The organism is Muricoccus harenae (assembly GCF_009848505.1).
In the GTDB taxonomy this organism is placed as follows: domain Bacteria; phylum Pseudomonadota; class Alphaproteobacteria; order Acetobacterales; family Acetobacteraceae; genus Roseomonas; species Roseomonas harenae.
Genome location: NZ_WWDL01000017.1, coordinates 24,483 through 36,385, shown reverse-complemented (window position 1 = coordinate 36,385; position 11,903 = coordinate 24,483). Strand labels below are relative to the sequence as shown.

The window sequence follows — 11,903 nt, the reverse complement described above, 5'->3', positions numbered from 1 at the left end:
GCGCGGCTCGTTTTCAATGCGAGTAGGGATAGAGCTTCCAATAAGCCTTGATGAGCCGCCACCGATGCGCCAGCCCATCCGGCTCGAAGATCAGGAAAAGGATGATGGCGGCGCCGATCGCCATCTCCCGCAGGAAGGAGATGTTGCCGCCGATCTTCAGCATCCGGTCCAGCGCCCCGCCCGCGATCGCATCCGCCGCGCTCTGCACCACCTCCGGCAGCGCCACCATGAAGGCGGCGCCCATCAGGCTGCCCATGATGGAACCAAGCCCGCCGATGATGACCATGCCCAGGAACTGGATAGAGAAGAGGATGTTGAAGGCCTCCACGCTGACGAAGAGCAAATGATGGGCATAGAGCGCCCCGCCGATGCCCGCGTAGAAGCTGGCGATCCCGAAGGAGAGGGTGCGGTAATAGGCGAGGTTGATCCCCATGATCTCGGCGGATAGGTAGTGGTCCCGCACCGCCACCAGCGCCCGCCCGTCCCGCGTCCGCATCAGGTTGGCCGCCGCCACGAACATGACGATGACGAACGCCAGCACGAGGTAGAAGTAGCTCTCCTCCCGGTCCATGACGAAGCCGCCGATGGCGGGGCTTTCCGTGATACGCCCGGCAACCCCGCCGGTGAACCATTGGGCGCGGGCGAAGAAGTCCTCGAGGATGAACTGTGCCGCCAGCGTCGCGATGGCGAGGTAAAGGCCCTTCAGCCGTGCCGCCGGCGCGCCGAAGACCAGGCCGACCAGTGCCGTCATCAGCCCAGCAATCGGAATGCAGAGCAGCACCGGGATGCCATAGTGCTCGTGCAGCCAGGCGGAGGCGAAGGCGCCGAGGCCGAAGAAGGCCGCGTGCCCGATGCTGATCTGCCCGGTGAAGCCCACGAGGATGTTCAGCCCAAGCGCCGCGATTCCAAGCGTTCCGATATTGATCAGCAGGCTCAGGAAGAAGCGATCCAGGACCAGCGGCGCGCAGCAGAGCAGCGCGAGCCCCACCCACAGTGCCAGGCGGCCACCCAGTGTGGGGAAGATGGTGGTGTCCGCCCGGTAGCTGGTGCGGAAGTCGCCGGCGGGCGTCATCACCGTCATGGCGTCAGACCCGCTCGATGTTCTTCGTGCCGAACAGGCCATAAGGCTTGATCAGCAGGATCAGAAGCAGCGCATAAAAGGGCGCCACCTGATACATGTTCCCCCAGTTCAGCCATTGGCTGTCCACATACTGGGCCAGGTTCTCCAGCACGCCGACGATGAGCCCCCCCAGCACCGCGCCGAGGATGGAATCCAGCCCGCCCAGGATGACCGCGGGAAACACCTTGATCCCATAGAAGGACAGTGCCGAGGACACCCCGTTCACCATGCCGACAGTGACGCCCGCCACGGCCGAGACCACGGCCGAAATCGCCCAGGACATGGCGAAGACCCGTGGCACTGAAATTCCCAGCGACTGCGCCACCTGCTGGTCGAAGGCGGTGGCGCGCATGGCCAGCCCATGGCGCGAGTAGCGGAAGAACCAGCCGAAGCCCGCCATGATGAGGATGGAGATGCCGAGCGACAGCAGATACGCGGTCTGCACCTCCAGCCCCAGGATCGCCACGCGATCCGCGCTGAAGACCGGCGGGAAAGGCTTTGCGAAGACGCCGAAGATCCACTTCATCAAAGCCTGGAAGAAGATGCCGAGGCCGATCGTCGCCATGATGACGCTGATCACTGGTTCCCCGATCAAGGGGCGCAGCACCACCACCTGAAGGATGATGCCGAACAGCGTCATGAAGGCCAGGGTGAAGAGGAAGCCGACTAAGAAGGGCAGTTGCCAGTCGGTGAGAAACCACCAGCACATCCAGGCACCGACGAGCAGGAACTCGCCCTGGGCGAAGTTCACCACCTGGCTCGCCTTGTAGATCAGCACGAAAGACATGGCGACGACGCCGTAGAGCGCCCCGACGATCAGCCCGTTCAGCAGCAGCTGGAAGAGAAGCGCGCCATCCATGCTCAGGCCACCTCCCTCTCGCGTTCAACCGAGGCGACGGCCAGCGTCGTGCGGATGCGCTGCTTCGTGCCGTCCTGGAAGGTGATGGTGGTGTCCACCGGGATCGCCTCCTGCCCGTCATAGATCGCGTCTATGATCGTGCCGTATTTCTGGTTGATGACACCGCGCCGGACCTTGCGCGTGCGGGTCAGCTCCTCGTCATCGGCGTCCAGCTCCTTGTAGAGCAGAACGAAGCTGCGGATGCGCTGGGCCGGCGGGAGTGTGGCATTTACCTTCTCCACCTCTTGGCGCAGCAACTCCAGCACCTGCGGGCGCGATGAAAGGTCGGTATAGGTGGTGAAGGAGATCCGGTTCCGTTCCGCCCATTTCGAGACGATGGGGAAGCGGATGCAGATCAGCGCCGCCAGATGCGGGCGCCCGTCGCCCAGCACCACCGCCTCGGCGACATAGGGGCTGAACTTCAGCTTGTTCTCGATGAACTGCGGACTGAAGCGCTCGCCCCGGGCCGTGGTGGCGATGTCCTTGATGCGGTCGATCACCACCAGATGCCCGGATTTGTCGAAGTAGCCCGCGTCGCCCGTGTGCAGCCAGCCGTCGCGCATGTCCGGGATGCCCTCCACCCCGTGATAGCCCTGGAACATGTTCGGGTGGCGGGTGAGGATTTCGCCTACTCCGTTCACGTCTGGCTCGTGCACGCGCAGCTCGACGCCCTGGAAGGCGACGCCCACCGTGTCGAAATCCACCTCGCCAGGGCGATGGATGGTGTAGGCGCCCAGGCTCTCCGTTTGGCCGTAGAGCTGGCGCAGCGGCACGCCCATGGCCTGGAAGAAGCGGAACGTGTCCGGGCCCAGCGCCGCGCCGCCGGTCGCGGCCGAGGTCAGTCGGGTGAAGCCCAGCCGGTCCCGCAGGGCGCGGAACAGCAGGAAGTCCGCCAGCCGGGAGCGCCGCCCTTTCGCCTGGGCCGCCAGCCCCAGCCTCATCCCCCAGTCGAAGGCGCGGCGCTTGAGCGGGGAGGCATCCATCACGCGCGCCCGGACATCGGCGGCCAGCGCCTCCCAGACGCGCGGCGCGAAGAGCACGAAGCTCGGGCCGATCTCTCGGAAGTCCGCCATCATCGTCTCCGGCTCCTCCACGAAGGAGACGCGCATCCGTGAGACGAGCGCAAAGCCGAGCGCGTAGATCTGCTCCATGATCCAGGGCAGTGGCAGGACGGAGACATATTCGTCGCGCGGCCCCTTCGGATCGGCGGCCAGGTAGATCTCCGCATGCCGCACCAGCGCACGGCCGCAAAGCATGGCCAGCTTTGGCCGCGCCGTGGTGCCGGAGGTGGTGCAGAGTATGGCCACCCGCTCGCCATCCGTGGCGTCGACGAGGCGATCCCAGGCGGCGGGATCGGTTGCATGCGCCGCCTCGCCCTGCGCCACCAGCTTGGCCATCGGCAGAAGTCGCGGGTCTGAATATTTCCGCATCCCGCGCGGATCGGAATAGATGACGTAGCGCAGGCCGGGCACGGAGTCCGCGATGTTGAGCAGCTTGTCGACCTGCTCCTCATCCTCCGCGATCACGGCCGTGGCACCGGCATAGGCGAGGAGATAGGCGATCTCCTCCTCCAGGCCGTCGCGATATAGTCCCAGCGAACGCGCGCCGAGCGCATGGGCGGCGATCTCGCCCATCACCCAGTCCGGCCGGTTGTCTCCAATGAGCGCCACGACATCTCCGTCGCCGACGCCGAGCCCCTGCAGCCCGAGCGCCATTGCTCGCGTCCGCGCCTCGTATTCCGCCCAGGTGAAGGCGCGCCAGATCCCGAATGCCTTCTCGCGCAGCGCAACATCGCCACCACGGGCCCGCGCGTTGCGCCGCAGCAGCCGCGGCAGGGTGTCGTCTCTTGTGTGGCTGGCGCTCATGCCGGCACGGCCTCCGCCGGCGCGTCCTCCACCTCGCCAAGATAGGCGCGGCGCACCTCGGGATGGGCCATCACCTCCTCCGGCCGCCCCTCGGTCAGCTTGCGGCCGAAATCGAGCACCATCACGCGGTGGGAGATGTCCATCACAACGCCCATGTCGTGCTCGATCATCAGGATGGTCATGCCCCATTCCTCGTTGAGGTCGAGGATGGTGCGCGCCATGTCCTCCTTCTCCTCGAGGTTCATGCCTGCCATGGGCTCGTCGAGCAGGATCAGCTTCGGCCGCAGCGCGACCGCACGGGCCAGTTCCACCCGCTTGCGCAGCCCGTAGGAAAGCGTGCCCGCCTGCGCCTTGCGGATATGCTGAATCTCGAGGAAGTCGATGATCTCCTCGACCTCGCGCCGATGCGCCAGCTCCTCGCGCTGCGCGCCGCCGATCCAATAAACCATGCCGGAGAGGAAGCCGGAGCGCAGCAGGTGGTGGCGGCCGACCATAATGTTGTCGAGCACGCTCATATGGCCGAACAGCGCCAGGTTCTGAAAGGTGCGGCCCAGGCCTAGCGCGGCGCGGCGGCTCGGCCGCATCCGCGTGATGTCCTGCCCGTCGAAGCGGATGCGCCCCTCGGTCGGGCGGTAGCGGCCTGAGACGCAATTGACTATGGAGGTCTTGCCCGCGCCATTGGGCCCGATGATCGAGAAGACCTCGCCGCGATTTACGGCGAAGGACACATCCGTCAGCGCCCTGATTCCGCCGAAGCGCAGGGACACGGATTCCGCCTGCAGGATCGGCGCGTGATCGCCCACCCAGACGCTCCCCTCGATCTTATTGTTGAGAGGAGCATGGGGGCCGCGCGCGGTCCTCGCAAGTGCCTTCTGCGTGGCTAGCGGTCGCGCATAGCCAACGCCAGCACCGGGTCGTCGGTCGCGATCACATCCACGCCGAGCGCGAGCATGCGCTCGATCGAAGCCACGTGATTCACGCCCCAGGCGCCGACGCGCAGGCCGGCCCCGCGAAGCGCGGCGAGCAGTCCGGAATCCAGTACCGACTCATGCGTCTCCACCATGGCGACCCCGAGATGCCGCACCACCGCCAGAACGCCGCCGGTCCCCAGCTTGCCCAGCGTCGCCGGCGAGAAGAGCCAGGCGACGTTGCTGAAGCCGCCGGCCGCCAGGCCAGCGGCGGCCATCTCCGCCTCGAACACGATCAGCTCGGTCCGCGCGCGCAACCCGGCCCCGTCCAGTTGCGCCAGCACGCGGTCCAGGATGCCGACATAGGGCCGGCCGCGCGCATCCTCCTTGATCTCCACCTGCAGCCCAATTTTCGAGGCACTGACCAACCCCGCCAGCTCCGCCAGCCGCGGCACGCCCTCGCCGCCGGCCGAGATAAGCTTCGTCCCCGCAAGCTCCTCTGCGCTCCGCTCGGCCAGCGGGCCGCGTCCGTTGCTCGTGCGGTCAAGGATGGGGTCGTGCATCACCATCACCTCCCCGTCGGCGGAGAGATGAACATCGCATTCCACCGCATCCACGCCGGCCGCGATCGCGTTACGGAACGCCGCCAGGCTGTTCTCTGGCCAGAGGATGGCGCCACCGCGATGCGCGATGATTTCGGTCATGGTTCGTCCCCGTTGATCTGTGCGGCTAGGCCTGGGATGCTCGGCGGGTACCATGCGCGGGGATGGCCTTCCAGGCCGAGCTCCCGCATTAACACGGCCTGTCCAAGGGCCGACCGGAAGCGATCCGAATGGCACTCAGCCTTGTCCTGTACGAACTGCCTCCGGCCGGGCTGGAGGCCATGCAGGCGGCCACCTGGGAATTGAGCGAAAGCCATTGGATGCTGGCGGGCGGAATGCTCGTCGCGACCAGCGTCTCGCCCTCCTACCTGCTCTCCCATCTTCGCCAGGCGGTGCGCCGCGCGGGAGCGGACGGCATGCTGCTGGTCACCAGTGTCACCACTTCGCTGGAGATGGACGGGGTGGACGACGCGATCCGCGGCTGGATCGCGTCCCATCTGGAGGTCACCTCGGCCGAATAGGCCGCTCAGGGAAGCCGCGCCAGCCGCTGCCCCAACAGGGTGAAGAAGCCCGCCACATCCAGGGTTTCGGGAAGCGTGACTTGCGGCAGGGCGCCGCTGCGCCCCCAGCGGTCGACATGGGTTCGGCCACGCGCGGGCCCGTGGCCGCAATCCACCTGGACCGATGCAGGCCGCGTCTGGAACAAGTGCGGCGCGACCAGCCAAGCTACGGCGCAGGCGTCGTGCAACGGATGCCCCAGGCCACCGAGGCGGCGGGAGGGCGGGACAGCAGCCATGATGTCGCAGGCGGCGCGCAGGCAGGCGCCGCCCCCCAGCCCGCGAATGGCGTCGACCCTTTCGGGAGTAACCAAGGCCTGGGCGGTGAAGTCCAGCGTCACCAGCGTGACCGGCACCCCGAGGCCGAGCAGGATGTCGAGCGCCTCCGGATCGCTGGCCGCGTTGAACTCGGCGGAAGGAGTCCAGTTCCCCTCCCCCCAGGCGCCACCCATCAGCACGATCTCGCGCAGCCGCCCGGCCAGTTCCGGCTCCGTTGCCAGCGCCAAAGCGAGGTTGGTGGCGGGCCCGATTCCGACCAGCGTCATCCCGCCGGGCGGCGACGCCCGCAGCAGCGTGCGGATGGCATCGGCCGCCACGGCGGGCATCGGCGGCGGGCCTGGCGGCAGCGCCACCCCGGCGAGGCCGTCGTCGCCATGCACGCGCCCATCGCCGGCGAAGTGCCCGCGCAAGGGCCGCCCGGCCCCGGCGACCACCGGCACCACCGCCCGCGCGAGCCCGACCACGGCGGCTGCATTCGCCACCGTTCGCTCGAGCCCGACATTGCCACCCACCACCGTGACCAGCCGCAGGTCGATCTCCGGCGAGGCCAGAGCCAGCCAGAGCGCCAGGGCGTCATCCGTGCCGGGATCACAGTCCAGAATCACTTGGCGGCGGGGCAAGGCCCGAGCCTGAGCGCCGCTCAAGCGCCAAGCTCCGCTTCCACGATGCTGCAGAGGAAGGCGGCGCCCGCGGGCAGGGCGGCATCGTTGAAATCGAAATGCGGGTTGTGGTGCCAGCCTTCGGGATGGGCCGGATCGCCCGTGCCGAGCCAAGCGTAGGCGCCGGGTCGGGCCTCCAGCATGCAGGCGAAGTCCTCGCCGGCCGTGATCGGCGGATGATCATCGCGCGCCTGCGCGGCGCCGAGGGTGGCCGCCGCCGCCCGGTGCATCAGCACGGCCTGGGCCGGGTGGTTCACCGTCGGCGGCAGGCGGCGGGTGTAGACTGGCACGGCCTCCACCCCATGCATCGCGGCCACGCCCTCGGCAATTGCGCCGATCCGCGCCTCCAGCATGTCCCGCACCTCGGCGGAGAGGGCCCGTGCCGTGCCGCGCATCAGGACTTGGGCGGGGATGACATTCGGCGCCTCGGGATGGCCTGCGGCGATATGGCCGACACTCACCACCCCTGTGGCCATCGGGTCCAGCTCCCGCGCCACGATGGATTGCAGCGCGGTGATGAAGGCGGCCGCCGCCAGGATCGCATCCGTGCCGAGATGCGGCTTCGCCCCATGCGTGCCGCGCCCGCGGAAGCTCACCTCCCAGGTGTCCGAGCTGGCCAGAACCGGGCCCTTCGGTACCGCCACGGTGCCAAGCGGCAGGCCCGGCAGGTTGTGGATGCCGTAGACGGCGTCAACGGGGAAACGCTCGAACAGCCCGTCCGCGAGCATGGCCTGGGCGCCACCGCGCGACTCCTCCGCAGGCTGGAAGATAAACTGGACGGTACCCGCGAAGCGCTCCCGGTTCGCCGCGAGCCATTTCGCCGCCCCCAGCAGCATCGAGGTGTGCCCGTCATGCCCGCAGGCATGCATCCGTCCCGGGGAGAGGCTGGCCCAAGGGGCGCCGGTCGCCTCCTCCATGGCCAGCGCATCCATGTCGGCGCGTAGCCCGATGGCACGGTTGCCGCCCGCGCCGCCCGCGGTTCCCCGCAGCGTGCCGACCACACCTGTGCCCGCGATCCCCCCCTGCACCGTGATCCCGGCGGCGCGCAGCTCCCGCGCGACCAGGGCGGCGGTGCGCTGCTCCTCGAAGCCGAGCTCCGGATGGGCGTGCAGGTCCCGGCGCCAGGTCGTCATGGCCTTGGCGAGCGGTTCCAGCGCCTCGACATTTGGCATAAAGGGGCTCCGTTGCGGGGGGGCGCGGCGTAGATGCCAGTTTGCCCTCCATCCCGCCAGCTGCACCCCGAGCTTCGCCCATTTGCGGAAGGCGGCCGATGCGGTGATGGACTGGAAGCCTCCCTTTCGCGTCTTCCGCGGCATCACCGCTATCTCGCTGGCCTGCAATCCGGGCCCACATCCGACTGATCTGGGCATTTTCGATGCCGCCACGGGAACGCTGTGCGACCCCGCCCAACCGATGGAGGCTGCGGCCAAGGGGTAACAGTGCAGATTTCGTATCACATTCCGGAACAGTCACATCGTCTCAGAATTTGCCACGTTGCGCGCGATTCAGGATTCACCCTAAACCCCCCCGGCGGTCCTGGGGAGGACCGACACGCCGCTGCCCTGATGCGGGCGGCCGCCGTAGGGGGTTTCCATGGCGCGGGTGGTTGGCTCTGACGGGCAGGCGGGGGCGCACGGCACCCGATGATCTTTGCCTCCTTCGAGTTCCTGTGCCTCTTTCTGCCGCTGTTCTTCGCAGCCTATTTCCTCACCCCGTTCCGCCACCGGAACTGGCCGATTCTCATCCTTTCCTGGGCCTTCTACGCCTGGTGGCGCGTCGACTTCCTGCTGTTGCTGCTCTTCTGCACGATCTTCACCTTCTACACCGTGCGGCTGATGGACCGTATCGGTCCGCAAACTCGGCAGGGCACATGGCTGCTGGTCATCGGGCTGGCCGGCAATCTCGGTGTGCTGGCCTATTTCAAATACGCGAATTTCGGCGTGGGCGCCTTCAACGACGTCCGCGCCTCGATGGGCTTCGGGCCGGTCCCCTGGACCGAGATCATCCTGCCGATCGGCCTCTCATTCTATGTGCTGCAATCCGTGTCCTATCTGGTGGACATCTGGCGCGGCACGGTGCCGGTCACGCGCAAGCTGCTGGATTACGCAACTTATAAGGCGATCTTCAGTCAGCTGATCGCGGGCCCCATCGTTCGTTATGCGGAGATCAAGGACGAACTGGTCTCGCGCCCCCATACCCTGGCGCAGTTCGGCCTCGGCGCGCGGCGCTTCATGATCGGGTTCGCGATGAAGGTCTGCCTCGCCGACACGGTGGCGCTGGTGGCGGACGCCGCCTTTGCCTTGCCAAACCCGACGCTGGCCGATGCCTGGACCGGCGCCATCGCCTACACCCTCCAGCTGTATTTCGACTTCGCGGGCTATTCCGCCATGGCGATCGGCCTGGCGCTGATGATTGGCTTCCACTTCCCCGAGAACTTCAACCACCCCTATCTGTCTGGCTCGATCCAGGCCTTCTGGCAGCGCTGGCACATGACGCTGTCGCGCTTCCTGCGCGACTATCTCTACATTTCGCTCGGCGGAAACCGGAAAGGCCGCTTCCGCACCTATCTCAACCTGTTCCTGACGATGGTGATCGGCGGCCTCTGGCACGGCGCCAACTGGACCTTCATCATCTGGGGCGCCTGGCATGGCGCGCTGCTGGCGGCGCACAGGCTGTGGCAACAGGCCGGGCACAGGCCGATGCCCTGGATCCTGGGCAATGCGCTAACCATGCTGGCGGCCGTCATCGGCTGGGTCGTGTTCCGCGCGCATGACCTCGGCAATGCGGCCACCATGTATGGCGGCATGATCGGCGTAAACGGAGCCGGACTGAGCGATGAGCTCGCCTGGCAGGTTACGCCCGACCAGTGGTGGACGATGCTCATCGCGGTGGTGCTTGTCTATCTGCCGCTGCTCGGGCCGCGCCTGCCCGTGCTGCGCGCGCCGGAGCTGATGGGAAGCTACTGGCGCGGCCTTTGGGTGGTCGGGCCGCTGCTTGGCTTCCTGCTCGGCGTCGTGCTGCTCTATAGCCGCGCCGCCGTGCCCTTCCTCTACTTCCAGTTCTGAGCGCCAGGAGAGGACGAGCATGACCGGCACCACCTGGAAGAACGCGCAACCCGCCGCCGCCCTGCAGGGCGCCGCTGCCGTGCTGCTTCTCGTCCTCGGCGCCTGGCAGGGGATCGTCGCCGTCGCCAGCGAGGAGGGCACCCAGCGCCTGCGCCCGGTGCTCAACATCGACTCCTTCTTCTCAGGTCGACTCACCGGCGCGGTGAACACCGTCCTCGCCCATGACCTTCCGACCGACCCGCTCCTGCGCGCCGCCGGCGGCGTGTTCCGCTACAACCTCTTCGGCTCCGGCGGCCCGCAGGTGCGGGTTGGCTGCGATGACACCTTGTTCCTGACCGAGGAGTTCCGCCCCTGGCCACACGCGGAAGCCGCGATGGCCGAGCGGGCCGAGGGTGTGCGCTGGGTGAATGCCGCCTTGGCCGCGCGCGGCATCGCACTGGCCGTGGCCGTCGTGCCTGACAAGGCGCGGGTGAAGGCCGCCGAGCTTTGCGGCGCACCGCGCTCGCGGCAGGCCGATGCCCGCCACGATGCCTTCCTGGCCGCGCTGCGCGTCGAGGGCATCGGCCCGATCGCGCTGCTGCCGGCGCTCCAGGCGCAGGAGGCGCGCGGCGGTGCCTGGTACCGCACGGATACGCATTGGAACCAGGAGGGGGCGAAGGCGGCGGCGGCCGCGATCGCCGGCGCGCTGCACGAGGCGCCGCTGTCGCGCGCCGAGGATTACCGCACCACTCTTGCCGCCGAGGAGACGGACGGCCCGGGCGATCTGCTGCGGCTGATGAGCCTGGACCATGTCCCCAATGCCCTGCGCCCCGACCCCGACCGGCAGCGCCTGGAGCGCAGCGAGGCGCCCGGGGGTGGCGGCGGGCTGCTGGACGAAACGCCAGCGCCGGAGGTGGCGCTGATCGGCTCCTCCTACTCGGTGAATGCGAATTTCCATGGCGCCCTGCAGGTGGCGCTGCGCAGCACCGTGCTGAATGCCGCGACCGCCGGCGGCGGTTTCGCCGGGGCGGCGGCCACCTATTTCGCGGGCGCGTCTTTCCGCCAGTCGCCGCCGAAGCTGGTGGTCTGGGAAATCCCCGAACGTGTGGTGGCCCAGCCCCTGACGCAGGCCGAGCGCGACTTCATCCGGCGCTGGTAGCCCGGGCCGCAGGGTCCGCTCAGCGCCCCAGAAGCTGGCGGATGGAGGGCTCCAGCCCCGCGCCGAGCAGCGCATAGCCGTAGCCGGTCAGGTGCAGGAGGTCGAAGGCGACCTGGTCCGAAAGCCGCCCCTGGCCGTCGAGGAGCAGGCCGCCCGGATCGGTGAAGAAGATGGTGCGGTTATCGGCGCAACGCGCGACGAGTTCGTTCACTCGCTGGTTCAGGCGGCGTGCCGGCTCGGTCGCATCGGCCCCGCGCGGCAGCACGCCGACGAGTAGAATCCGCGTAGCCGGGGAACGCTGGCGGATGAAGCGCAGGATCTCGGCGATGCCGAGCGCGGTGTCATCCGGCGGGCCGTACTGCGTGTTGTTGGTACCGATCAGCAGCACCACCAGCTTCGGGCGGAGCGTGGCCGGCCAGTGCCCGCCCTGCTGGAGCCGCCAGAGCATTCCCTGAGTGAAATCGCCGTTGACGCCAAGGTTCAACGCCGCACGGTGCCCGTAGAAATGATCCCAGAAGAAGGGAAACCAGCCCTGGGTGATCGAATCGCCCAGGAAGACTAGCTGCACCTGGGACAGGTCGCGCGCGGTCTGCCGGCTCAGCTCGGCCACGCGGCCGCGCCAGTTGGGATCCTCAAGATAGGCCGGCACCGCCTCCCGTGGCATGGCGGGCCGTGGCGGCAGGGCCGCGCAATCGAGCGCCGACCGCGACTGGGCCAGGGCAGACGGCACCAGCGCCATGCCCACCAAGCCGAGGCCAATCAGCCGGAGGAGGCGATGCCAACGCGGCGCGTGACGGAATCGCAAGCCGGAC

At 68.0% G+C, this 11,903-nt stretch carries 11 protein-coding genes; 3 read left to right on the top strand and 8 right to left on the bottom strand.

Annotated features, from left to right (window positions below; all coding sequences use genetic code 11):
* Nucleotides 1-13 precede the first annotated feature (13 nt).
* The 5 genes from GSE44_RS13460 to GSE44_RS13440 form a co-directional block, all read right to left on the bottom strand.
* Entirely contained in the window at nucleotides 14-1,081 is a 1,068-nt protein-coding gene (locus GSE44_RS13460; protein ID WP_159349350.1) for a branched-chain amino acid ABC transporter permease, read from the bottom strand.
* 4 nt (nucleotides 1,082-1,085) lie between these two features.
* A complete protein-coding gene (locus tag GSE44_RS13455) occupies nucleotides 1,086-1,979 on the bottom strand; it encodes a branched-chain amino acid ABC transporter permease (RefSeq protein ID WP_159349349.1) in 894 nt (297 codons plus the stop codon).
* 2 nt (nucleotides 1,980-1,981) lie between these two features.
* On the bottom strand, nucleotides 1,982-3,883 hold the full coding sequence (locus GSE44_RS13450; RefSeq protein WP_159349348.1) for a long-chain fatty acid--CoA ligase: 1,902 nt from the start codon (nucleotides 3,881-3,883) through the stop codon (nucleotides 1,982-1,984).
* Complete coding sequence (locus tag GSE44_RS13445; protein WP_201306065.1) at nucleotides 3,880-4,686, bottom strand: ABC transporter ATP-binding protein; 807 nt, start codon at nucleotides 4,684-4,686, stop codon at nucleotides 3,880-3,882. The genes GSE44_RS13450 and GSE44_RS13445 overlap by 4 nt, the downstream gene beginning before the upstream one ends.
* Before the next feature lie 77 nt (nucleotides 4,687-4,763).
* The gene (locus GSE44_RS13440; protein ID WP_159349347.1) at nucleotides 4,764-5,495 is read right to left on the bottom strand and encodes a glycerophosphodiester phosphodiesterase; all 732 of its coding nucleotides are present in this window, start codon (nucleotides 5,493-5,495) and stop codon (nucleotides 4,764-4,766) included.
* 128 nt (nucleotides 5,496-5,623) lie between these two features.
* On the opposite strand from GSE44_RS13440, the gene GSE44_RS13435 reads away from it, so the two are divergent.
* Complete coding sequence (locus GSE44_RS13435) at nucleotides 5,624-5,914, top strand: hypothetical protein (RefSeq protein WP_159349346.1); 291 nt, start codon at nucleotides 5,624-5,626, stop codon at nucleotides 5,912-5,914.
* Between the two features lie 5 nt (nucleotides 5,915-5,919).
* On the opposite strand, the gene GSE44_RS13430 is transcribed toward GSE44_RS13435, so the two are convergent.
* On the bottom strand, nucleotides 5,920-6,849 hold the full coding sequence (locus GSE44_RS13430) for a nucleoside hydrolase (RefSeq protein ID WP_201306064.1): 930 nt from the start codon (nucleotides 6,847-6,849) through the stop codon (nucleotides 5,920-5,922).
* 20 nt (nucleotides 6,850-6,869) lie between these two features.
* Nucleotides 6,870-8,060 (bottom strand): M20 aminoacylase family protein, encoded by a 1,191-nt coding sequence (locus GSE44_RS13425; RefSeq protein ID WP_235924798.1) that lies wholly within the window; start codon nucleotides 8,058-8,060, stop codon nucleotides 6,870-6,872.
* Nucleotides 8,061-8,531: 471 nt separating this feature from the next.
* On the opposite strand from GSE44_RS13425, the gene GSE44_RS13420 reads away from it, so the two are divergent.
* Both GSE44_RS13420 and GSE44_RS13415 read left to right on the top strand, forming a co-directional pair.
* Nucleotides 8,532-9,953: an MBOAT family O-acyltransferase gene (locus tag GSE44_RS13420; protein WP_159349345.1), complete on the top strand. Its 1,422-nt coding sequence runs from the start codon at nucleotides 8,532-8,534 to the stop codon at nucleotides 9,951-9,953.
* 19 nt (nucleotides 9,954-9,972) lie between these two features.
* Complete coding sequence (locus GSE44_RS13415; RefSeq protein ID WP_159349344.1) at nucleotides 9,973-11,091, top strand: alginate O-acetyltransferase AlgX-related protein; 1,119 nt, start codon at nucleotides 9,973-9,975, stop codon at nucleotides 11,089-11,091.
* Between the two features lie 19 nt (nucleotides 11,092-11,110).
* On the opposite strand, the gene GSE44_RS13410 is transcribed toward GSE44_RS13415, so the two are convergent.
* Entirely contained in the window at nucleotides 11,111-11,896 is a 786-nt protein-coding gene (locus tag GSE44_RS13410; protein ID WP_235924797.1) for a GDSL-type esterase/lipase family protein, read from the bottom strand.
* Nucleotides 11,897-11,903 lie beyond the last annotated feature (7 nt).